This is a genomic window from Streptomyces sp. DT190, from assembly GCF_049846985.1.
GTDB lineage: Bacteria > Actinomycetota > Actinomycetes > Streptomycetales > Streptomycetaceae > Streptomyces.
In genome coordinates this window covers 635,790-655,913 of sequence record NZ_JBNCNM010000002.1, presented here as the reverse complement: position 1 = coordinate 655,913, position 20,124 = coordinate 635,790, and the positions used below count along the sequence as shown (strand labels likewise).

Sequence of the window (20,124 nt, the reverse complement as noted above, 5' to 3'; positions counted from 1 at the left end):
TGTGGACATGGGCATCGACGAATACGGCGGCGGACAGGGCCCTGAGCCCGACGTCCTCGTCGTCACCACGAACGACGTACCCGGCTACCGCGTGCAGGAGGTGCTCGGCGAGGTCTTCGGCCTGACCGTGCGCTCCCGGCACCTGGGGAGCCAGATCGGCGCCGGGCTGAAGTCGATGGTCGGCGGCGAGCTGCGCGGTCTGACCAAGACGCTCGTGCAGACCCGCAACCAGGCCATGGAACGGCTCGTCGAGCAGGCACGCGCGCGGGGAGCCAACGGTGTGCTCGCGTTCCGCTTCGACGTGACGGAGGCGGCGGACGTGGGCACCGAGGTGTGCGCGTACGGCACGGCGGTGGTGCTGGCCCGGGAGTAGCCCCCCGGGCCGGGGATCACGAGGTGTGGCGGTCGGCGTTCGCGCCGATCGCCTCTTTGAGGTGCTCGGCGAGGCCCGGGCGCATCGAGTCGTAGAACGACCTGAACCGCTCGTCGGCGACGTACATCTCGCCGAGGCCGCGGTGGAGTTCGTACGGGCACTCGTAGTACCAGGTGCAGATGTGCTGCCGGTGCTCCTCCGCCAGGGCCATGGCCGCCTCGCCGGTGGGCGGTTCGCCGGCGTTCATCAGGGCGTCGTAGCGGCGCCCCCAGTCGGCGGTCTCGTCCTGGATCCGCTGCCAGTCCTCCTTGGTGTACCGGGCGACCCGGCGCTGCGACTCGGCGTACTGCGCGGTGCCGCCCCAGCGGGCCTCCGCCTCGTCGGCGTACTGCTCCGGGTCCTTGTCCCCGAAGACCTCGAACTTCTCCTCGGGCGTGAGGTTGATGCCCATCGTGCGTGCCTCCATGGCGTGCTCCACGGCCGCCGCCATCTTCCGCAGCTTCTCGATCCGGGCGGTCAGCAGCTCGTGCTGGCGGCGCAGGTGCGCGCGCGGGTCCGCCGCCGGGTCGTCGAGCAGGACGGCGACCTCGTCGAGCGGGAAGCCGAGCTCCCGGTAGAACAGGATCTGCTGCAGCCGGTCGAGGTCGGCGTCGGTGTAGCGCCGGTGGCCCGCGCGGCTGCGCTCGCCGGGCACGAGCAGACCGATCTCGTCGTAGTGGTGCAGCGTGCGCACCGTGACGCCGGCGAAGCCCGCGACCTGTCCCACGGAATAGCTCACTTCCGCTCCCTTCTTCTTCCGTGCTCCACGGTCGGTCCTCACGCCGCGTGAGGTGCAAGCGTGTTTCCGTTTTGCTCCGGTTGATCCGCTTATCGTGTGCCCGTGGTCCAGGACACCGAGCGGCGAGCGCCCTCCGTCACCCCCGCGACCCCGGCGCGCGTGCTGCTGCCCTCGATCGTGCCCGCGGCGGCCGTGGGCGTGCTCTGCAGCCTGGTCCTGGTGGGCGTGAGCGCCGCCGCCGAGGAGCTGCAGAAGGTGCTGTGGGGTCCGCTGCCGGACGCGCTGGGCGTCGGCCGGTACTCCGTGCTGTGGATGGTTGTGATGCTCGTCGGGACGGGGGTGGCGGTCGGTCTCGTGGTGTGGCGGATGCCGGGACACGCGGGACCCGATCCGGCCACCGTCGGCCTGGACGCCCCCGTCCTGCCGCCCGTCGTGCTGCCGGGGCTGCTGCTGGCGACCGCGCTGATGCTGGCCGGCGGGCCCAGTCTCGGCCCGGAGAACCCGATCATCATGGTGAACGTCGCCCTGGCCGCCTGGCTGGGCGCCCGGGCCCTGCCCCGGGTGCCGGGCCGGATCTGGCCGGCGCTGGCGGAGGCGGCGACCATCGGCGCCCTGTTCGGCACGCCGGTGGCGGCGGCCCTGGTGATCTCCGAGGCGCTGGCCCGCCAGGAGACCAGGGGACTGCTGTGGGACAACGTCTTCGCACCGCTGACCGCGGGCACGGCCGGTGCCCTGACCGCCACCCTGATCGACCATCCGAGCTTCGACCTGGACCTGCCGTCCTTCGGCCGGCCGGGCTGGAGCGACCTGCTGGCGGCGCTCGTGGTCGCCTCGGCGGGCGCGCTGCTCGGCATGGCCGCCGTACGGGCCTTCCCGTACGTCCACCGGGCCTTCCGCCGGCTGCGGCACCCGATGCTGATGCTCCCGGCGGGCGGGCTGGTGCTGGGCGGCCTCGCGGCCCTGGGCGGCCATCTGACGCTCTTCAAGGGGCTGGACGAGATCGCCGAGCTGGCCCGCGACCCGGACGGCAGACCGGCCGGGGAGTACGCCCTGCTGACGGTGGTGAAGCTGGCCGCGCTGCTCGTCGCCGCGTCCTGCGGCTTCCGCGGCGGGCGCATCTTCCCGGCCGTGTTCGTCGGCACCGCCCTCGGGCTGTGCGCCCACGCCCTGGTGTCCGGGGTGCATCCGGCGGTCGGGGTGTCGGCGGGCGTGCTCGGGATCCTGCTGGCGATCACCCGGCAGGGCTGGGTCAGCCTCTTCGTCGCCGCGGTGCTGGTCGCCTCGCCGGAGATCATCGCCCTGCTCTGCGTCGCCTCGCTGCCCGCCTGGCTGCTGGTGACGGGCCGCCCCCAGATGCAGCTGCACGAGGACGGCACCCCGGTCCGCTGACCCCCCCCTTCCGCCGATCCCCCTGGAGGCACCCATGCCGCTCGACGACGGCACCCACCGCTCCGGCGACCGCCGACTGTCCGTCAACCCCTTCTACGGCCCCGCCAATCCGGTCGGCGACATGGCCGAGGCGCCGCCCACGCACCGGCTCCCGGACCAGCCCATGGCCCCGGCGACCGCCCACCAGCTGGTCCGCGACGAGCTGATGCTCGACGGCAACGCCCGGCTGAACCTCGCCACCTTCGTCACCACCTGGATGGAGCCGGAGGCCGGGGTGCTGATGGCGGAGTGCCGGGACAAGAACATGATCGACAAGGACGAGTACCCGCGCACGGCCGAACTGGAGCGGCGCTGCGTGGCGATGCTCGCCGACCTGTGGCACGCGCCCGACCCGGCCGCCGCCGTGGGGTGTTCGACGACCGGGTCGAGCGAGGCGTGCATGCTCGCCGGGATGGCCCTGAAGCGGCGCTGGGCCAAACGCAACGCCGACCGCTACCCGGGCGCCCGGCCCAACCTGGTGATGGGCGTCAACGTGCAGGTCTGCTGGGAGAAGTTCTGCACCTTCTGGGAGGTGGAGGCACGGCTGGTCCCCATGGAGGGCGAGCGCTACCACCTCGACCCGCGGGCCGCGGCCGAGCTGTGCGACGAGAACACCATCGGGGTCGTCGGGATCCTGGGCTCCACGTTCGACGGCTCCTACGAGCCGATCGCCGAGCTGTGCGCCGAGCTGGACGCGCTGCGGGAGCGCACCGGGCTCGACATCCCCGTGCACGTCGACGGGGCGTCCGGCGCGATGGTCGCGCCGTTCCTCGACGAGGACCTGGTGTGGGACTTCCGGCTGCCGAGGGTGGCGTCCATCAACACCTCGGGCCACAAGTACGGGCTGGTCTACCCGGGCGTCGGCTGGGCGCTGTGGCGGGACGCGGACGCGCTGCCCGAGGAGCTGGTGTTCCGGGTGAACTACCTGGGCGGCGACATGCCGACGTTCGCGCTGAACTTCTCGCGGCCGGGCGCCCAGGTGGTGGCGCAGTACTACACGTTCCTCAGGCTGGGCCGGGACGGCTACCGGGCCGTGCAGCAGGCCGCGCGGGACGTGGCCACGGGTCTGGCCGCGCGGATCGGGGCGCTCGGCGACTTCCGGCTGCTGACCCGGGGCGACCAGCTGCCGGTGTTCGCCTTCACGACCGCGCCCGAGGTGACGGCGTACGACGTCTTCGACGTCTCCAGGCGGCTGCGGGAGCACGGCTGGCTGGTGCCGGCCTACACGTTCCCGGCGCACCGCGAGGACCTGTCCGTGCTGCGGGTGGTGTGCCGCAACGGCTTCTCCGCCGACCTCGCCGACCTGCTCGCGCAGGACCTGGAACGGCTGCTGCCGGAGCTGCGCCGGCAGCCGGGCCCGCTCACCCGGGACAAGGCCGCGGCGACCGGCTTCCACCACTAGGCCGGCCTCTAGCGGCTCAGCCGCGCGAACCTCCTGACCGCCAGCGGGAAGAACACCGCGAGCAGGGCCAGGGGCCAGACGACCGCCCACCACACGTGCCCGGACTCCGTGCCGGGCACGCCGAACAGGTCCCGTACGGCCGTGGCGGTGTGGGACATGGGGTTCCACTCCACGGCCGTGCCGAGCCAGCCGGGCATCGAGTCGGGGGTCGCGAAGGCGTTGGACAGGAAGCCGACCGGCCAGACCAGGATCTGCACCGCCTGGACCAGCTCGGGCCTGCCCGCCACGAGTGCCAGGTGGATGCCGATCCACAGCATCGCGAAGCGGAACAGGAGCAGCAGGCCCAGGGCGCCCAGGAGGGCGGCCGGGCCGCCGCCGGGGCGCCAGCCGAGGGCGGCGCCCACCCCGACGAGCACCAGCAGGGTCAGCGCCGACTGGAGCATGTCGGCGGCGGAACGGCCCACCAGTACCGCCCCGTCGGCCATGGGCATCGAGCGGAAGCGGTCGATGACGCCCTTGTCGAGGTCCTGGGTGACGGCGATCATCGTGCCCTCCAGGCCGAAGGCCATGGTGAGCGCGAGCATGCCCGGGATGAGGTAGTCGCGGTAGTCCCCGGCCACGCCGCGGCCACCGCCGACCAGGTAGCCGAACATCAGCAGCAGCATCACGGGGAAGACCAGGCCGACGGCCAGCTGGACCGGCTGCCGCTGCCAGCGGGCGAGCTCCCGGCGGGTCATGGTCCAGGAGTCGGTCAGTGCGTGGGCGGTCACGCGGCCTCCTTCACTCGGCGGTCGTCCCGCTCGTCCCCGGTGAGGTGCAGGAACACCTCGTCCAGCGTCGGGCGGCGCAGGGCCACGTCCTCCGCCTCGATCCCGGCCCCCTCCAGGGCCCGTACCACCCCGGACAGCGCCGCCATGCGGTCGGTCACCGGGGCGCTCAGCAGCCGGCGGTCCGGGTCCACGGTGACCCCGGCGAGCGGCAGCAGGGCGGCGGCCTCGCCCAGACGGCCCGCGTCGCGCAGGACCACGTCGATGCGGTCGCCGCCGGTCGCGGCCTTCAGCTCGTCCGGCGTTCCGTCGGCGATCACCCGGCCCGCGTCGACGACCGAGACGCGGTCGGCGAGCTGGTCGGCCTCCTCCAGGTACTGGGTGGTGAGCAGCACCGTGGTGCCGCCGCCGACCAGGGAGCGGACGGAGTTCCACACCTCGGCGCGGCCGCGCGGGTCGAGACCGGTGGTCGGCTCGTCCAGGAAGAGCACCTCCGGCTCGGTGATCAGGGATGCCGCGAGGTCCAGGCGGCGCCGCATGCCGCCGCTGTACTGCCGGACCGCCTTGCGGCCGGTGCCGGCCAGGCCGAAGCGCTCCAGGAGCTCCCCCGCACGCGCGCGTGCCCGCCGCGCGCCCAGGTGGTGCAGCCGGCCGAAGAGCTCCAGGTTCTGCATGCCGCCGAGCTCCTCGTCGAGCGCGGCGTGCTGGCCGAGCAGGCCGATGCGCAGCCGGACGGCGTAGGCCTCGCGCACCACGTCGTGGCCTGCGACCTCGATCCGGCCCGCGTCGGGCCGCAGCAGCGTGGACAGGACCCTGACCAAGGTGGTCTTGCCCGCGCCGTTCGGGCCGAGCACCCCGTGCACCGTGCCGCGCGCGACCGTGAGGTCGAGCCCGTCCAGCGCCTTCTTCGCGCCGTACCTCTTCTCCGCGCCTTCGACGGTGATCGCCGCGTCGGCCACTGAGCCTCCCTCGCTAGTCAAACTTGACTACATGGAGAAAGTAACGCGGCCGACGCCAGTCGTCAAATTTGATTAGAGGACATCCCCGGGATGCCGCTCCCCCGTCGCGTACGGGTTCTCCTCGCCCTCGGCCAGGATCCCCACGAACGGGTCGCCCTCGTCGGCGAAGGTGTAGGCGCCGCCCTCGATGCGCTCGATCAGGCCGCGGGTCCACTCGGCCTCGGAGTCGGCCGTGTGGACCCACATGTTCATGATCTCCCCGATGTGGCCGAGCTGCTCGGGCCCCTCCTCCGGCACGTAGTGCTCCAGGACGGAGGCCCGCCACTGCTCGATCCGCAGGGTGCGCTCCTTGAGCAGTGCGACCGCCTCCGCCCGCGGCAGGTCGACGACGAACCCGACCGCGGCCGTCTTCACGTCCCCGCGCTGGTCATAGGTGACCAGCGCCTCCCGCAGCAGCCGGAAGTACTCCTCGGTGCCCGGCCCGGTGATCTCGTACTCCGTGCGCGGCGGGCCGCCGGCCGTGGACGGGGCGATCTCGTGCGCGTGCAACAGCCCCTGCTTCGCCATCTGCTTCAGGGCGTGGTAGATCGAACCGGGCTTGGCGTTCGACCATTCGTGCGCCCCCCAGTACTCCAGGTCGTTGCGCACCTGGTAGCCGTGGGCGCGGCCGTGCATGCGGACCGCGCCGAGCACGAGGAGACGGATCGCTGACATGCGGTCCAGGTTAGGACCCGGCTGCCACCTGCTGTTCCGCGGCCACCAGCTCGAAGGCCGTCCGGCCGTCCAGCGACTCGCGGATGATGTCGGCGTGCCCCGCGTGCCGGGCCGTCTCGCGGATCAGGTGCAGGCAGAGCCAGCGCATCGACAGCTGCTCGTCCTTCGGGTTCCAGGACGTCGCGGGCAGCTCGAAGGTGTCGTCGAGACTGGGCACCGCGCGGATGAACGCCTCCGTCTCGGCGGCCACCTTCTCGTAGTACGCGAGCTGTGACTCCACGGTCTCGTCCCCCGCCAGCACGAAGCACTCGTGCCAGTTCGACTCGTCCCGCTGGACGGCCGGCGGCTCGCCCTTGGCCCGGGCGATCCAGCCCTGCTCCACCTCCGCGACGTGCTTCAGCAGCCCGGCCAGGGACAGCTCGCTGGCACTCGGCGTGGACGACGCCTGCTCCGCCGTCAGGCCCAGCAGCGCCCTGCGGATGCCGCCGCGCTGCTCGGCGATGAAGGACAGGAGCGCTCCGCGCTCGTCACCGGGTGCCTCGGGTCCCACGTGCGTCACCATGAACGGCCGCCTTTCGTCTGCGTCCCTGCTGTCTGACAACGACGAAACTACGGGCCCTTGCGGTCAGCTTCTGTCCGCAAGGACCCGCCGGGCCGCCCGGGATCAGAACGGGAAGCGGCTCCGGCCGTGCTGCACCGAGATCCACTTGGTCGTCGTGAAGGCGTCCAGCATCGTCTCGCCGTTGAGCCGGCCGAGCCCCGAGTGCTTCTCGCCGCCGAAGGGGACGATGGGCTCGTCGTGGACCGTGCCGTCGTTCACGTGGAACATGCCCGTGTCGATCTGCTTGGCGAAGTTCACGCCGCGCTCGATGTTCCGGGTGTGCACGGCGCCGCTCAGCCCGTACGGGGTGTCGTTGACGAGGCGGACGGCCTCCTCCTCGCCGTCGAACGGCACCAGGAAGGCGACCGGCCCGAAGACCTCCTGGCGCAGCAGCGCCGAGTCGGCGGGGACACCGGTCAGCACGGACGGCTCGACGAGGTTGTCCGTGCGGCCGCCGCGCACCAGGGCCGTGGCGCCCTCGGTCAGGGCCTGTTCGACCACGCCCGAGACCGCGTCGGCCTGCTGGGAGTTGATCACCGGGCCGATGACGGTCTCCGGGTCGCGCGGGTCGCCCGTCTTGAGGGACTTCACCTTGGCGACGAACTTCCCGGTGAACTCGTCGGCCACCGACCGGTCGACCAGGACGCGGTTGGCGGCCATGCAGACCTGGCCCTGGTGGACGTACCGGCTGAAGACGGCCGCGTCGACCGCGTAGTCGACGTCGGCGTCGTCGAGGACCACCAGCGCGCTGTTGCCGCCCAGTTCGAGCACCGCGCGCTTGAACTGCCGGGCGCAGACCGTCGCCACGTGCCGGCCGACCTGGTCGGAGCCGGTGAAGGAGATGACCTTGGGCACCGGGTGCTCGATGAAGGCGTCGCCGATCTCGGCGATGTCCGTGATGACGACGTTGAGCAGACCGCCGGGCAGCCCCGCGTCCTCGAAGATCTTCGCCACCAGGGCACCGCCGACGATCGGGGTGTTCTGGTGCGGCTTGAGCACCACGGCGTTGCCGAGGGCGAGCGCCGGGGCGACCGACTTGATCGACAGCAGGAAGGGGAAGTTGAACGGGCTGATCACGCCCACGACCCCGACCGGCACGCGGTAGACGCGGTTCTCCTTGCCGTCCACCGGGGAGGGGATGATCCGGCCCTCGGGGGCCAGCGCCAGATGGACCGCCTCGCGCAGGAACTCCTTGGCGAGGTGCAGCTCGAAGGCGGCCTTCAGGCGCGTGCCGCCGAGCTCGGCGATGATGGCCTCGGAGATCTCCGCCTCGCGCTCCTCGACCAGGCTCAGGGCCTTCTCGAAGACGGCACGGCGGGCGTAGGGGTTGGTCGCGGCCCACTGCTTCTGGGCCCGGGCGGCCGCCCGGTACGCCTGATCGACCTCGTCGACCGTGGCTATGGTGATCGACGCCAGCTTCTCGTCGTCGTACGGGTTGAAGTCGATGATGTCCCAGGAGCCGGTACCCGGGCGCCACTCACCGTCGATGTACTGCTGTGCAAGGTCGGTGAAGCAGGACGACGACATGTGTGATCCCTCGATCCCTGGCAGACCCTCGATCGCGCCTTCACGATCTGATCACACGTCATCGTACTGGTGTATCAGGAGAGTTGGAGGAGACCCCGGAGAAGATCCCGGCTCTCGGAGGGGCCCGGGCTCTCGCTCTGCAGCTCCTTGAGCGCCTTCTCGTACTGGGCGACGTCCTCGGCCTTGTCCAGGTACAGGGCGCTGGTGAGCTGCTCCAGGTAGACGACGTCCGAGAGGTCGGACTCCGGGAAGCTGAGGATCGTGAACGCGCCACTTTCGCCGGAGTGGCCGCCGAGGCTGAACGGCACCACCTGCAGGCGCACATTGGGCCGCTCGGAGATCTCGATCAGGTGCTGGAGCTGGCCGCGCATGACCTCGCGGTCGCCGTACGGGCGGCGCAGGGCGGCCTCGTCCAGGATGATGTGGAAGTCGGGCGCCCGCTCGTCGACCAGGTACTTCTGCCGCTCCAGGCGCAGCGCCACCCGCCGCTCGACGTCGGCCTCGCTGGCCCCCTGCATGCCCCGCCGCACCACCGCGTGCGCGTACGCCTCGGTCTGCAGCAGGCCGTGCACGAACTGCACCTCGTAGGCCCGGATCAGGGAGGCGGCGCCCTCCAGGCCGACGTAGGTCGGGAACCAGCTGGGCAGCACGTCCGAGTAACTGTGCCACCAGCCCGCGACGTTGGCCTCCTTGGCGAGGCCGAGCAGGGAGGCGCGCTCCTGCTCGTCCGTGATGCCGTACAGCGTCAGCAGGTCCTCGACGTCTCTGGTCTTGAAGCTCACCCGGCCCAGCTCCATGCGGCTGATCTTCGACTCGGAGGCGCGGATCGAGTAGCCCGCCGCCTCGCGCGTGATGCCCCGCGCCTCACGCAGTCGCCTGAGTTGTGATCCGAGCAGCATGCGCCGCACCACCGATCCCGGCTCTCCCGCGCTCACGTTCGCCAGCCTCCCCAACGTCTTCAGGGGCCGAAGTCTGCCACTAAAACACTCCGAGCAGTACTCGTCCGGTTACGGAAACGGAATCGAGACAGTCGGCGCACGCGCAGGTGTTCAAGAGGACGGCAAGTGAACGGCCAGAAGGGGACGTCAAGATGACGGAAAAATTGACCAAGAAGCGGTACGGGACGGCTCATTCCGGTCACCTGCACGTGCATCTGCCCTTGCATCTGCTGTACGCATCCGAAACCATGGTCCCGCACCACCGCCGCATCGCACCGACCGCGAATTCCCGGGAGTGCCTCGCATGGGGACGAATGGATCGACCATGCTCGAGCCGTTACGGCAGGGCCTTCCGCCGCTCGACCCCGCGGCCGTGTCCGACGCCGCCTCCTGTGCCCTTCCCGCCCGCTTCGAAGCGGTGCGCGAGGCACGGAGGTTCACCCGCAGAACCCTCGACCAGTGGGACACGGGCGAGCGCTTCGACGACGTCTGTCTCGTCGTCTCGGAACTCGTCACCAACGCCCTGCGGCACGGCCTGACGGCGGACACCCCCTGCGCCGGCCCCCACGAGCCGCCCGTGCGGCTGCACCTGATGCGGTGGACCGAGCGGCTGGTGTGCGCGGTGCGCGATCCCAGTCACGAGAGCCCCGTCACCCGGGAGACCGACGACTTCTCGGCCGAGTCGGGCCGCGGGCTGTTCCTCGTCGACTCCTTCAGCGACAGCTGGGGCTGGCACCCGATGGCCGGCTCGCTCAGCGGCAAGGTGGTCTGGGCGCTGTTCCGGCTGCCCCGGGCCGGGTCCCGGCCGCACGCGGAATGAGAAACCGCGGCGCATCCTCGCGCCGCGGTTCTACGCGCGTCACGGCGCGTCCGTCACCCGTCACCCTCGGTGGCCGTACGGGGTCGCCGTCACTGGTCCCCCGTCAGCCGACCAGGTGATCGAACTCGCCGTCCTTCACACCCAGCAGCATCGCCTCGATCTCCGCACGGGTGTAGACCAGCGCCGGACCGTCGGGGAAGCGGGAGTTGCGCACGGCCACGTCCCCGCCCGGCAGCCGGGCGAACTCCACGCACGAGCCCTGCGAGTTGCTGTGCCGGCTCTTCTGCCAGGCCACACCGTGCAGCCCGGCGGCCGCCATACCGTTGTACACGTCGTGGTCCACAGGTCGCTCCCCGGTGGTGCACTGGCTGGTGTGGCCATTGATGCATCGGTCAACTGACCCGGATCATAACTCTGTTCAAGTGCAGTTGCATGGGCAGATGCACGTGCACGGCGGGTGGTCCTCCGGTTACAGCTCTGGCGGCCGCTCGGCCGAAGCACTTGCCTGGTTGGACGCCCCCGCCCCGTCGCGCGTTCCCCGTGGACGGCGGGGAAGTCGGCGGGTTCGGCGGAGGTCCCGTGGAGGCGGAGCATCCGCTCGGCCCGCGGGCGGGCGGCTGTGCGGCCCCTCAGGGGCCGGACGGACGCCATGCGGAAGCGGCGGGCCCCGGTGGGGAGCAGGCGGAAAGGGGCCGTTCGCAGGAGGGGGCGGTCCTCCGGCGGGCCGATGCCGCGCTCGGACGATCGCCCGATCCCCGCGCGGCGCGCGGTACCCGGCGCCCCGGAGGAGGTGTCCCGCCGGCGGTCCCCCGGGCGGACGGCCCGTGGCGGCCGACCGGGCACGCAGCCGGTCCGGGGAGGTTCCGGCAGGGGGTGCGCGGACCGGCCCGTTCACGGGAAGGAGGTCCCCCTCGCGTCAAGCGTGGGGAACCTCACCCTGATCCGGCCGCGCGCTCAGCGGTCGGAGTACGGCAGCAGCGCCATCTCGCGCGCGTTCTTGATCGCCCGGGCCAGTTGCCGCTGCTGCTGGGCCGACACCCGGGTGACCCGGCGGCTGCGGATCTTGCCGCGGTCCGAGACGAACTTCCGCAGCAGGTCGGTGTCCTTGTAGTCGATGTACTCGATCCCGGCCTGGTCCAGCGGGTTGGGGCGGTTCCTGACCGGCTTGCGGTCGGTCTTGCGGGGCATCTCGGGTCAGACCTCCAGGAGGGTGTCGAAGGCGTGCGGCAGCCGCTGCCAGGCGTCGCGCCCGGCGGCGTACTCGGCGTCGGTCAGCAGGCAGGACTCCAGCAGCCGCGCCAGACCGTCCCGGTCCAGGCCGGGCGAGGTGAAGACCAGGTGCTGGCAGCGGTCGCCGTGCTCGGGGTGCCAGTCGAGCGCGGCGGCGGCGCGGCGCACCGGCGGGACCATCTCCCAGGCCGCGTCCGGCAGGGAGGCCAGCCACGGACCCGCGCTCTCCACGCACAGGGCGCCGCCCGCGGCGTCCCAGTGGAAGAGCGTGTCGGGCTTGTCGGCGAGCCAGAACCGGCCCCGGCTGCGGGCCGCCGCGCAGGTCAGGTCCTCCAGGGCGGCGTAGAGACGCTCCGGGTGGAAGGGGCGGTGGCTGCTCCAGACCAGGGTGGAGACGCCGTGCGCGTCGGCCTCGGCGGGCAGCAGGGCGCAGGCGGGGTGCTGGGCGGCGGCGGCCGCCTCGACGTCGAAGCCCGCGAAGGCCGCCCGGGCCAGCGGGGAGAGCGGGACGAGCGGAGGAAGCGGGGAGGGCGGGGACAGGCGCGGTGCGGGCGGCGTCGGTCCGTCGCCGCCCGGGGCGGCCGCCGGGCCCTGCTGCCCGATGGGCACCTGCCGGGCCGTCGGGTGCAGCTGCGCGAGCAGTTCCCGGTCCTCGTCGTCGGCCTCCGGGGAGTCGGCGACCGCGAGGACGGGGGCGTACTCCAGCTGGCGCGCGAAGGTGTCGGCGACGGTGCGCTGGTCCGTGGCCGCGGCGGCGAGACCGCCGTCGGCCAGGTCGTCGCCGTTGGCCAGGTAGGGCAGGACCAGGGCGGGATCGACGGCGGTGATCACACCCGTGACGGTGAGCCCGCCGGCGGCGACGACCTCGGCCATGGCCTTGGGCTCGACGGAGTCCCACAGCTCGACGACGGCGAGCCGGGTGGCACCGGCGTCCCGGAGCCGCTCCAGCTCCGGGACCAGGTCCTCGCGCAGGGCGCAGCACGCGCAGTCGTTGACCAGCGGCGCCTCCCCCGCGTCGAGGATGCCGCCGGCGTCCCGGACGGTTCGTACGACCGTGCCGGCGGCCGCCGTCGCCAGGTCGTGGTGGAGGACGACGCTGCCCGGCACGTCGGCGAGCAGCCGGGCCACGGCCGCCCTGCGGGCGTCGGCGTGCAGCCCGCCGACGATGACGACGGGGAGCCCGGAAGGGACGGCCACGGGGTCAGCCCTTCTTTCCGTACCGGCGCTCGAAGCGCTCGACGCGGCCGGCGGTGTCCAGGACGCGCGCGGTGCCGGTGTAGAAGGGGTGGCTGACGTCGGAGATCTCGACGTCGACCACGGGGTAGGTGTTGCCGTCCTCCCACTCGATCGTCTTCTGGCTCGTCATGGTCGAGCGGGTGAGGAAGGCGTAGTCCGCGGCACGGTCACGGAAGACGACGGGCCCGTACTCCGGGTGGATTCCCTGACGCATGGTCAGCGCTCCTCTCGGAAGTCGACGTGGCGGCCGGCGACCGGATCGAACTTGCGCAGGGTCAGCCGGTCCGGGTCGTTGCGGCGGTTCTTGCGGGTGACGTAGGTGAAGCCGGTCCCGGCGGTGGACCGGAGCTTGATGACCGGACGGAGTTCGTTGCGTGCCATGCCGCTATGATACTGAAAACGAATTCCATTTGCATCAACGGAGACAGAGAGGTACGTCACCACCCATGTCCGCGCACTGCATGCTCACCGGCGCACAACCGGGCTTCGGCAACCGCATCTCGCACTCCCACCGGCGCACGTCCCGCCGGTTCGACCCCAACATCCAGTCCAAGCGCTACTGGCTGCCGAGCGAGGGGCGGCACGTCCGGCTCCGGCTGAGCGCCCGGGGCATCAAGACCGTCGACACCATCGGGATCGAGGCGGCCGTGGCCCGGATCCGCGCGCGGGGAGGGAAGGTCTGATGGCGAAGAAGAGCAAGATCGCGAAGAACGAGAAGCGGCAGGAGATCGTCGCGCGGTACGCCGCCCGGCGGGCCGAGCTGAAGGAGATCGTCCGGCGGCCCTCCTCGAGCGACGCCGAACGCCTGGCGGCGCAGGCGGAACTGCGCCGCCAGCCCCGGGACGCGAGCGCCACGCGGGTGCGCAACCGCGACCAGGTGGACGGGCGGCCGCGCGGCTACTTCCGGGCGTTCGGGCTGTCGCGGGTGAGCCTGCGGGAGCAGGCACACGCGGGGTATCTGCCCGGTGTGCGGAAATCGTCCTGGTAGGAGGGCCCGGGACACCGTCCCGAAGCCCCTTGACGGGCCCGGGTGGCTTGCTGCGATCGTTGCGGCCAACGAGGCCGACCGGTGCTGTTCCGGGCCGGCCGGCCGGCTACAGCTTGGGGGCTTGCAGTGACTTCGGTGACCTTCTGGCGCCGCTGCGGCGCGGTGCGCGTCGCGGCGGCCGCCGCGGGACTGGCGGGCGCGCTCGTGCTGACCGGGTGCAGCGGCGACGGCGACTCCGGGGACGACCCGGCGTCGGGCCCGGCCCCCTCGGCCACGGCCTCCACCGAGACCGGCGGCCCCGGGGCCGAGCCGGATGCCGGCGGTGCGGGCTCCGGTGAGCTGGCGGGCAGCTGGCTCGCGACGACCGACGGCAAGGCCGTGGCCCTGGTGATCACCGGAAAGCAGGCCGCGCTGTTCGCGACCGGCGGCAGCATCTGCAGCGGTACCGCGCAGGAGGAGTCCGGGACGCGGACGATCCGCCTGAAGTGCACGGACGGCAGCAAGAACCGGGCCACCGGCACGGTCGGCTCCGTGACCGGCTCCAGCATGAAGGTCACCTGGGAGGGCGGCCTCGGCGAGGAGACGTACACGAAGGCGGAGGGCGGCAAGCTGCCGACGGGCCTGCCGACGGCGAGCCTCGGCACGCAGTAGGGGCGGGTGGCGGCGGAATCCGGGGCCGCACGCCCCAGGGGTACCGCCCGGCCCTCCGGGAACACAGCCCCCGGTCCTCCCGGGAAGCCCCCGGCGGTTGCGGCTGCCGCCCCCGAGGACTCCGCCCAGGCGGTTGCGGCCGGCGCCTCCGGGGACTCCGCACCCGGCGGCCGGGGGCGGTGTTCACGGGACGCCCGGCGGTACCCCTGGGACTGCCGGGGCACGGTACTCGGCGGCCCGCCGCGCGCAGTGCTCCCGGGACCGCCGGGGGCAATGCTCCTGGGGCCGCCGGGCGCAGGGCTTCTGGGGCCGCCGGGCACAGGGCTCCTGGGGCCGCCGGGCACAGGGCTCCTGGGGCCGCCGGGCGCGGGGCTCCCGAAGCGATCGCGCACGAAGCCATCGGTGACTGCCGCGGCACCGCACCGGGCCGCCGGGCACCACTAGTCCCAGGACCGCCGCACACAATGCTTCCGGAACGACTGCGCACAGTGCTCCCGTAACGACGCGCACGAAGCCACCGGCGACTGCCGGGGCACGGCACTTCCCGGGCCGCCGGGCACACACTCCCGGGACCGCCGGGCGCAGGGCTCCCCGAACGACCGCGCACGAAGCCACCGGCGACTGCCGCGGCACCGCACTTCCCGGGCCGCCGGGCACACACTCCCGGGACCGCCGGGCGCAGGGCTTGCGGAACGACCGCGCACGATCCCACCGGCGACTGCCCGCGCACAGCACTCCCCCGGGCCGCCGGGCGGGGTGCTCCCCAGGTCGGCCGGGCGTGTGCTGCCCGGACCGTCGTACGCCGTCCTCCTCAGCGCCGGGCGCGGTGTTCTGCGGTCTCCGTCCGGCGTTCGGGGGATTCGCAGGGGGTGCGTGGCCGTCGGGTCGCCGGGTGCGTGATGATCCTGGGGCCCGAAGCCGCTCCTGTTCATCACGCCCAGAGGACCTCATGCGCACCTTGCCCACGACCCTGACCGCCGCCCTCGCCGCGACGCTGCTGCTGACCGGCTGCGGCAGCGGCGACACCGGCGACGACGACGCGAAGAACGCGGACCCCGCGATCGACTCCGCCTGCGCGCTCGGCGAGCTGGGAGTGGAGGTCGGGGCCGGCGCCGCCCCGGCCGCCGGGGACACCGGCACCGTCACCGTCACGCTGACCAACCAGGGCGCGGAGTGCACCCTGAAGGGCTTCCCCGCCGTGGACCTGCTGGCCGACGGCGGCACGACGTCCGTCTCCGCGGAGCAGTCCGCGCAGGCCCGTCCGCTCACCCTCGGCAAGGGCGCGACGACGTCCTTCACCATCACCTACGTCCGCGGCGAGGCGGGCTCCGCCCAGAGCCTGGCCGTGCGCAAGGCGTCCTTCACCCTGCCCGGATCCACCGCGGACGCGCACGAACTGCCGTGGTCCTACGGCGAGGTCGCCCGGAAGGACGGCGGCGCGGCGCAGGCCTCGGTCAGCGGCTTCGAGTCCGCCGGCGACTGACGGCGGCTCAGCGCAGCGGCGGCCGGTGCTCGACCCGGGCCCGGTCCGCCGCCTGCGCGCCCTCCGTCCAGCCCGCCGCGTCGCTCACCCCGCGCAGCCGGGTGGTGGTCGTCTCCGGGAACATGCGGTCCAGCCGGCCGGTGACGGCGACGTCCCGGGAGGCCAGGACCGGGAGCAGGTCGTCGGACACCTGGGCCTCGGCGGCCTCCGCCAGGCGCGTGCCGATGCGGTGGGCGTAGGCCGCGAGGAACGACTGGCGGAACGTCCTGGTGCGCTTGCGGCCAGCGGCCCGCTGCGCGGCCTCCGCCTTGGTCATCGCGGTCGTGGCCTGCACCAGGAGTGAGGTGTGGAGGAGTTCGACCGCCTTCAGGTCGGTCTCGAAGCCGACGACGGTGGAGAAGCCGAGCGGCTCGTTCCACACCGCCCGGCAGTGGTTGGCCGTGGCGACGGCGTCCAGCAGCACCGCCTTGGCCTGTTCGTACGGCGGCTCGACCCCGATCCGGCACGCCCCGGGGGTGTCGGGTGAGGGCGCCCGGGCCGCGAGCAGGGCCTCGTCGACGCTGTGCCGGGCCATGAGTTCCTGCGCCTTGGCGCTGAGCGCCTCCGCCTCCTCCGGGAAACCGGTCGCCTCCGCCTTGGCGAGCAGGGCGCGGATGCGGGTGAGCATGCGGGACTCGGGCCTGGCCCCGCCCGGCGCCTCGTCCAGGGCTTCGAGGGCGGGCAGGCGCAGCAGCAGCCGGTAGAGCTCCAGCACGGCCGTGGCGTGCGAGAAGCGGTCGGTGCGGGGCGCGGTGCCGGCGGGCAGCTCCGCGAGCTGTGCGCTCCAGCGGCGGCCGCGCGGGACGTCGTCGGGGGCCTGAGCGCGGATCAGGGCGGCCACGAGGAGCACATGACGGTCGTCCAGCTCGCGCCGGACGATCCGTACGACGTCGGCCGGCTGCCAGCCGCGCCGCCAGGCCGCCGCGACGAACTCCCGCCCGCGCCGGTCGAGTTCCGCGTCCGCGGCCTGGTCGGAGGCGAGCAGGGACGCGCCGGTGTCGAGGCCGGTCTCGCCGGTCTCGTACAGGGCGGCTTCGAACGCGCGGTCGACGGTGCTGGGCGTACTCACGGGCCGATGGTGCCACGCCGCGCCGCCCGGCCCCTCGCGGGTGGTCGCACGCCGGGCCGCGGCCGGCGTCCCCGAGCAGCGGCCAACTGTCAACTCGCGGTTGACACCCCTCGGGGCGCAACCTACGGTTGACAGCATGACGACGAACCCCGGCATCACGTCAACCGTCCGTCTCGACGACCTGATCGCGGCGATCAAGAAGGTGCATCAGGAACCGCTGGAGCAGCTCCAGGACGCGGTGATCGCAGCGGATCACCTCGGTGAGGTGGCCGACCACCTCATCGGCCACTTCGTGGACCAGGCCCGGCGCTCCGGCGCCTCCTGGACCGACATCGGCAGGAGCATGGGCGTCACCCGCCAGGCCGCGCAGAAGCGCTTCGTGCCCAAGGAGTCGGCCGACCTCGACCCGAACCAGGGCTTCAACCGGTACACGCCCCGCGCCCGCAACACCGTGATGGCCGCGCACAACGCCTCCAAGGCCGCGCACAACGCCGAGGGCCTGCCCGAGCACCTCGTCCTCGGCCTGCTGGCCGAACCCGACGGCCTCGCCGCGAAGGCGATCGTCGAGCAGGGCGTCTCCCTCGACGCGGTTCGCGAGGCGGCGACCGCGGCCCTTCCGCCGGCCGTGGACGACGCCCCCGAGCTCGTGCCCTACGGCCAGGCCGCCAAGAAGGTCCTGGAGCTCACCTTCCGCGAGGCCCTGCGCCTCGGTCACAACTACATCGGCACCGAGCACATCCTGCTCGCCCTGCTGGAGCACGAGAACGGCGACGGCGTCCTCAGCGGCCTCGGCATCGGCAAGGAGCGGACCGAGCAGTACGTCGCCACGGTGCTGGAGAAGATCGCGCGGGCCCAGGAGAACGTGCTGGGCGAGTCCTGACGGCGCGTGGCGGCGCGGGGGCGTTGTCAGACCCCCCTGTCACACTCGCAGCATGTCCGACCGGTGGGCGCTCGCTCCGGCCGAGGACGGCGGCGTCGACGTCGCCCCCCTCGGCCCGGACGGGCTGCCCGCCGGACCGGTGCGGCGCGAGGCGGACCCCGCCGAGGCCGTCCGGAGCCGTCCCGGCGTCACGCGGTGGGTGTGGCCCTCCACCGCCGAGGTCTACCCGCGCCTGCTCGCCACGGGGGTGCGAGTCGAGCGGTGCTACGACATCGAGGCCGCCGAGACGCTCCTCCTCGGCCACGAGGGGCGGTACGGCGAACCGCGCTCGGCCGCGGCCGCCCTGGCCCGGCTGCGCGGCTCCGCCGTACCGCCCGATCCGCCGCTGCGCTCCGCCGAGCCGGGCGCGCAGTCCTCCCTGTTCGAGCCGCAGGGCATCAAGCTGCCCCTGCCGGACCTCCTCGCCGTCTACGCCGAGCAGCAGCGGCGGCACGAGCGGGCCGAGCACCCCGACCGCATGCGGCTGCTGACCGCCGCCGAGTCGGCGGGCATGCTGGTGGCCGCCGAGATGAACCGGGCGGGGCTGCCCTGGAGCGCCGAGGTGCACCGCGCGGTCCTGCACGACCTGCTCGGCGAGCGGTACGCGGGCGGCGGCGAGCCCCGCCGCCTGGCCGAGCTGGCCGACGAGGTGTCCGCCGCGTTCGGCCGCAGGGTCCGCCCCGATCTGCCGGCCGACGTGGTCAAGGCCTTCGCGCAGGCCGGGATCAGGATCTCCTCGACGCGCCGCTGGGCGCTCGAGTCCGTCGACCACCCGGCCGTGAAGCCGCTGATCGAGTACAAGAAGCTGTACCGCATCTGGGTCGCCCACGGCTGGTCCTGGCTCCAGGACTGGGTGCGCGAGGGCCGCTTCAGACCCGAATTCCTCGCGGGCGGGACGGTGACCGGGCGCTGGGTCACCAACGGCGGGGGCGGGCTGCAGATCCCCAAGGTGATCCGGCGGGCCGTGGTCGCCGACCCCGGCTGGCGGCTCGTCGTCGCCGACGCCGACCAGATGGAGCCGCGCGTCCTCGCCGCGATCTCCCGCGACCCCGGGCTGATGGAGGTGGCCGGCCGGGAGAGCGACCTGTACCAGGCCGTCTCCGACCGCGCCTTCTCCGGCGACCGCGACCAGGCCAAGATCGCCGTGCTCGGCGCGGTGTACGGGCAGACCTCCGGCGACGGCCTGAAGAACCTCGCCGCGCTGCGCCGCCGCTTCCCCCGCGCGGTCGCGTACGTCGACGAGGCGGCGCGGGCCGGGGAGGAGGGCCGGCTGGTGCGGACCTGGCTGGGCCGCACCTGTCCCCCGGCGGCCCGGGCGGCCGACGAGGGCGCCGAGGAGGCGGGCATCCCCCTCTCCGAGGACGACCCGCGGCAGTGGGTGCCCGGCTACGCCTCCACCGACGCCCGGGCCCGCGGCCGCTTCGCCCGCAACTTCGTCGTCCAGGGCAGCGCGGCCGACTGGGCCCTGCTGCTGCTCGCCGCGCTGCGCCGGGCCTGCGCCGACCTCGCGGCCGAGCTCGTCTTCTTCCAGCACGACGAGGTGATCGTGCACTGCCCCGAGGAGGAGACGGAGAGGGTGGTGGCGGCGATCCGCGAGGCGGCGGACCTGGCCGGACGGCTCACCTTCGGACAGACGCCGGTGCGGTTCCCGTTCACCACGGCGGTGGTGCGGTGCTACGCGGACGCCAAGTGATCAGCGTCTCAAGGCCAAGTGATCAGCGTCCGGACGCCGAGTGTCAGCGTCCGGAGCGGGTTGCGGCCTCTTCGAGCACTTCCGCCTCGGTGCGGCGTCCGCGGCTACGCGCGTAGGGGAGCGTGAGCCGGACGAGCGTGGAGACGAGGCCCGCCCGCTCGCCGCGCGGGTCGCCCGCGTGCCGCCGCACCAGGGTGACGATGTTCGCCAGTTCCCGGTCCACCCAGGCGCGGGCCTCCTCGGGGGTGGCGAAGGAGGCGGTCACGGGGGTGGCGGAGTCGGTGGGCGCCGGATGGTCGCCGGGCCGGCACACGGCGGGGCGGCAGCGGTGGGCCAGGGCCGGGTCGGGGCCGGGAGCCCGGGCGGCGGCCAGTGCGCGGTCGGCCTCGGCGGCGTACCAGCGCAGGGCCGTGTCGACGGGGGTGAGGAGGGCGGGGGTGACGTCCGGGTCGGGGGCGCGGGTGGCGGCAGTGGTGCCGTCCTCCGGGGCCCGTCCGTGGGCGACGGCG

At 73.2% G+C, this 20,124-nt stretch carries 23 protein-coding genes and 1 pseudogene; 10 read left to right on the top strand and 14 right to left on the bottom strand.

The window, feature by feature from the left end; genetic code table 11:
• Nucleotides 1-7 precede the first annotated feature (7 nt).
• The gene (locus ACPXCS_RS06560; RefSeq protein WP_425943610.1) at nucleotides 8-373 is read left to right on the top strand and encodes a YbjQ family protein; all 366 of its coding nucleotides are present in this window, start codon (nucleotides 8-10) and stop codon (nucleotides 371-373) included.
• 16 nt (nucleotides 374-389) lie between these two features.
• Here ACPXCS_RS06560 and ACPXCS_RS06555 read toward each other — a convergent pair whose 3' ends face one another.
• Nucleotides 390-1,151 carry a MerR family transcriptional regulator gene (locus ACPXCS_RS06555; RefSeq protein WP_425943612.1) on the bottom strand — a complete coding sequence of 254 codons (762 nt, stop codon included), beginning with the start codon at nucleotides 1,149-1,151 and terminating at the stop codon, nucleotides 390-392.
• 102 nt (nucleotides 1,152-1,253) lie between these two features.
• Here ACPXCS_RS06555 and ACPXCS_RS06550 point away from each other — a divergent pair, with 102 nt between their 5' ends.
• On the top strand, nucleotides 1,254-2,540 hold the full coding sequence (locus ACPXCS_RS06550; RefSeq protein ID WP_425943614.1) for an ion channel protein: 1,287 nt from the start codon (nucleotides 1,254-1,256) through the stop codon (nucleotides 2,538-2,540).
• A gap of 34 nt (nucleotides 2,541-2,574) precedes the next feature.
• Nucleotides 2,575-3,981: a glutamate decarboxylase gene (locus ACPXCS_RS06545; protein WP_425943616.1), complete on the top strand. Its 1,407-nt coding sequence runs from the start codon at nucleotides 2,575-2,577 to the stop codon at nucleotides 3,979-3,981.
• An 8-nt stretch (nucleotides 3,982-3,989) separates the two neighbouring features.
• On the opposite strand, the gene ACPXCS_RS06540 is transcribed toward ACPXCS_RS06545, so the two are convergent.
• The 6 genes from ACPXCS_RS06540 to ACPXCS_RS06515 form a co-directional block, all read right to left on the bottom strand.
• Entirely contained in the window at nucleotides 3,990-4,751 is a 762-nt protein-coding gene (locus ACPXCS_RS06540; protein WP_425943618.1) for an ABC transporter permease, read from the bottom strand.
• A complete protein-coding gene (locus ACPXCS_RS06535) occupies nucleotides 4,748-5,707 on the bottom strand; it encodes an ATP-binding cassette domain-containing protein (protein ID WP_425943620.1) in 960 nt (319 codons plus the stop codon). Before ACPXCS_RS06535 ends, ACPXCS_RS06540 begins: the two co-directional genes overlap by 4 nt.
• Nucleotides 5,708-5,779: 72 nt before the next feature.
• Complete coding sequence (locus ACPXCS_RS06530) at nucleotides 5,780-6,421, bottom strand: PadR family transcriptional regulator (protein WP_425943623.1); 642 nt, start codon at nucleotides 6,419-6,421, stop codon at nucleotides 5,780-5,782.
• Between the two features lie 10 nt (nucleotides 6,422-6,431).
• A complete protein-coding gene (locus ACPXCS_RS06525) occupies nucleotides 6,432-6,983 on the bottom strand; it encodes a DinB family protein (RefSeq protein ID WP_425943625.1) in 552 nt (183 codons plus the stop codon).
• A 102-nt stretch (nucleotides 6,984-7,085) separates the two neighbouring features.
• Entirely contained in the window at nucleotides 7,086-8,549 is a 1,464-nt protein-coding gene (locus ACPXCS_RS06520; RefSeq protein WP_425943627.1) for an aldehyde dehydrogenase family protein, read from the bottom strand.
• A 74-nt stretch (nucleotides 8,550-8,623) separates the two neighbouring features.
• On the bottom strand, nucleotides 8,624-9,448 hold the full coding sequence (locus ACPXCS_RS06515) for a helix-turn-helix domain-containing protein (protein WP_425944520.1): 825 nt from the start codon (nucleotides 9,446-9,448) through the stop codon (nucleotides 8,624-8,626).
• Between the two features lie 343 nt (nucleotides 9,449-9,791).
• Here ACPXCS_RS06515 and ACPXCS_RS06510 point away from each other — a divergent pair, with 343 nt between their 5' ends.
• Entirely contained in the window at nucleotides 9,792-10,307 is a 516-nt protein-coding gene (locus ACPXCS_RS06510) for an ATP-binding protein (RefSeq protein WP_425943629.1), read from the top strand.
• 103 nt (nucleotides 10,308-10,410) lie between these two features.
• On the opposite strand, the gene ACPXCS_RS06505 is transcribed toward ACPXCS_RS06510, so the two are convergent.
• The 5 genes from ACPXCS_RS06505 to rpmG form a co-directional block, all read right to left on the bottom strand.
• Nucleotides 10,411-10,626, bottom strand: a complete 216-nt coding sequence (locus ACPXCS_RS06505; protein ID WP_283968392.1) for a DUF397 domain-containing protein — start codon at nucleotides 10,624-10,626, stop codon at nucleotides 10,411-10,413.
• 635 nt (nucleotides 10,627-11,261) lie between these two features.
• Nucleotides 11,262-11,495, bottom strand: coding sequence for a 30S ribosomal protein S18 (gene rpsR, locus ACPXCS_RS06500; RefSeq protein WP_425943631.1), 234 nt, complete (start codon nucleotides 11,493-11,495; stop codon nucleotides 11,262-11,264).
• Nucleotides 11,496-11,501: 6 nt separating this feature from the next.
• The gene (locus ACPXCS_RS06495; RefSeq protein WP_425943633.1) at nucleotides 11,502-12,734 is read right to left on the bottom strand and encodes a CobW family GTP-binding protein; all 1,233 of its coding nucleotides are present in this window, start codon (nucleotides 12,732-12,734) and stop codon (nucleotides 11,502-11,504) included.
• 4 nt (nucleotides 12,735-12,738) lie between these two features.
• Entirely contained in the window at nucleotides 12,739-12,987 is a 249-nt protein-coding gene (locus ACPXCS_RS06490) for a type B 50S ribosomal protein L31 (RefSeq protein ID WP_425943635.1), read from the bottom strand.
• Nucleotides 12,988-12,989: 2 nt separating this feature from the next.
• A complete protein-coding gene (gene rpmG, locus ACPXCS_RS06485) occupies nucleotides 12,990-13,154 on the bottom strand; it encodes a 50S ribosomal protein L33 (protein ID WP_003991959.1) in 165 nt (54 codons plus the stop codon).
• Between the two features lie 65 nt (nucleotides 13,155-13,219).
• Between rpmG and rpmB the strand changes: the two genes are divergently transcribed.
• From rpmB to ACPXCS_RS06465, 4 genes are all read left to right on the top strand, one after another.
• A complete protein-coding gene (rpmB, locus tag ACPXCS_RS06480; protein WP_309096561.1) occupies nucleotides 13,220-13,456 on the top strand; it encodes a 50S ribosomal protein L28 in 237 nt (78 codons plus the stop codon).
• The gene (gene rpsN, locus ACPXCS_RS06475) at nucleotides 13,456-13,761 is read left to right on the top strand and encodes a 30S ribosomal protein S14 (protein WP_425943638.1); all 306 of its coding nucleotides are present in this window, start codon (nucleotides 13,456-13,458) and stop codon (nucleotides 13,759-13,761) included. Before rpmB ends, rpsN begins: the two co-directional genes overlap by 1 nt.
• A 135-nt stretch (nucleotides 13,762-13,896) precedes the next feature.
• Nucleotides 13,897-14,412: a hypothetical protein gene (locus ACPXCS_RS06470; protein ID WP_425943640.1), complete on the top strand. Its 516-nt coding sequence runs from the start codon at nucleotides 13,897-13,899 to the stop codon at nucleotides 14,410-14,412.
• A gap of 949 nt (nucleotides 14,413-15,361) precedes the next feature.
• On the top strand, nucleotides 15,362-15,895 hold the full coding sequence (locus ACPXCS_RS06465; RefSeq protein ID WP_425943642.1) for a DUF4232 domain-containing protein: 534 nt from the start codon (nucleotides 15,362-15,364) through the stop codon (nucleotides 15,893-15,895).
• Nucleotides 15,896-15,902: 7 nt separating this feature from the next.
• On the opposite strand, the gene ACPXCS_RS06460 is transcribed toward ACPXCS_RS06465, so the two are convergent.
• Nucleotides 15,903-17,003 (bottom strand): DUF2786 domain-containing protein, encoded by a 1,101-nt coding sequence (locus ACPXCS_RS06460; protein ID WP_425943644.1) that lies wholly within the window; start codon nucleotides 17,001-17,003, stop codon nucleotides 15,903-15,905.
• Nucleotides 17,004-17,139: 136 nt separating this feature from the next.
• On the opposite strand from ACPXCS_RS06460, the gene ACPXCS_RS06455 reads away from it, so the two are divergent.
• On the top strand, nucleotides 17,140-17,883 hold the full coding sequence (locus tag ACPXCS_RS06455; RefSeq protein WP_425943646.1) for a Clp protease N-terminal domain-containing protein: 744 nt from the start codon (nucleotides 17,140-17,142) through the stop codon (nucleotides 17,881-17,883).
• 52 nt (nucleotides 17,884-17,935) lie between these two features.
• Nucleotides 17,936-19,615, top strand: a complete 1,680-nt coding sequence (locus ACPXCS_RS06450; RefSeq protein ID WP_425943648.1) for a bifunctional 3'-5' exonuclease/DNA polymerase — start codon at nucleotides 17,936-17,938, stop codon at nucleotides 19,613-19,615.
• 43 nt (nucleotides 19,616-19,658) lie between these two features.
• Here the strand turns inward: ACPXCS_RS06450 and ACPXCS_RS06445 are convergent.
• A pseudogene (locus ACPXCS_RS06445) lies at nucleotides 19,659-20,124 on the bottom strand (transcriptional regulator); the annotation flags it as partial.

Excerpts from the sequence above, each read along its gene's own strand:
- ACPXCS_RS06560 (WP_425943610.1), top strand. The coding sequence starts at position 8 with ATGGGCATCGACGAATACGGCGGCGGACAGGGCCCTGAGCCCGACGTC.
- ACPXCS_RS06545 (WP_425943616.1), top strand. The coding sequence starts at position 2,575 with ATGCCGCTCGACGACGGCACCCACCGCTCCGGCGACCGCCGACTGTCC.
- ACPXCS_RS06530 (WP_425943623.1), bottom strand. The coding sequence starts at position 6,421 with ATGTCAGCGATCCGTCTCCTCGTGCTCGGCGCGGTCCGCATGCACGGC.
- ACPXCS_RS06525 (WP_425943625.1), bottom strand. The coding sequence starts at position 6,983 with ATGGTGACGCACGTGGGACCCGAGGCACCCGGTGACGAGCGCGGAGCG.
- ACPXCS_RS06520 (WP_425943627.1), bottom strand. The coding sequence starts at position 8,549 with ATGTCGTCGTCCTGCTTCACCGACCTTGCACAGCAGTACATCGACGGT.
- ACPXCS_RS06515 (WP_425944520.1), bottom strand. The coding sequence starts at position 9,448 with ATGCTGCTCGGATCACAACTCAGGCGACTGCGTGAGGCGCGGGGCATC.
- ACPXCS_RS06510 (WP_425943629.1), top strand. The coding sequence starts at position 9,792 with ATGGGGACGAATGGATCGACCATGCTCGAGCCGTTACGGCAGGGCCTT.
- ACPXCS_RS06505 (WP_283968392.1), bottom strand. The coding sequence starts at position 10,626 with ATGGCGGCCGCCGGGCTGCACGGTGTGGCCTGGCAGAAGAGCCGGCAC.
- rpsR (WP_425943631.1), bottom strand. The coding sequence starts at position 11,495 with ATGCCCCGCAAGACCGACCGCAAGCCGGTCAGGAACCGCCCCAACCCG.
- ACPXCS_RS06490 (WP_425943635.1), bottom strand. The coding sequence starts at position 12,987 with ATGCGTCAGGGAATCCACCCGGAGTACGGGCCCGTCGTCTTCCGTGAC.
- rpmG (WP_003991959.1), bottom strand. The coding sequence starts at position 13,154 with ATGGCACGCAACGAACTCCGTCCGGTCATCAAGCTCCGGTCCACCGCC.
- rpmB (WP_309096561.1), top strand. The coding sequence starts at position 13,220 with ATGTCCGCGCACTGCATGCTCACCGGCGCACAACCGGGCTTCGGCAAC.
- rpsN (WP_425943638.1), top strand. The coding sequence starts at position 13,456 with ATGGCGAAGAAGAGCAAGATCGCGAAGAACGAGAAGCGGCAGGAGATC.
- ACPXCS_RS06465 (WP_425943642.1), top strand. The coding sequence starts at position 15,362 with ATGCGCACCTTGCCCACGACCCTGACCGCCGCCCTCGCCGCGACGCTG.
- ACPXCS_RS06455 (WP_425943646.1), top strand. The coding sequence starts at position 17,140 with ATGACGACGAACCCCGGCATCACGTCAACCGTCCGTCTCGACGACCTG.
- ACPXCS_RS06450 (WP_425943648.1), top strand. The coding sequence starts at position 17,936 with ATGTCCGACCGGTGGGCGCTCGCTCCGGCCGAGGACGGCGGCGTCGAC.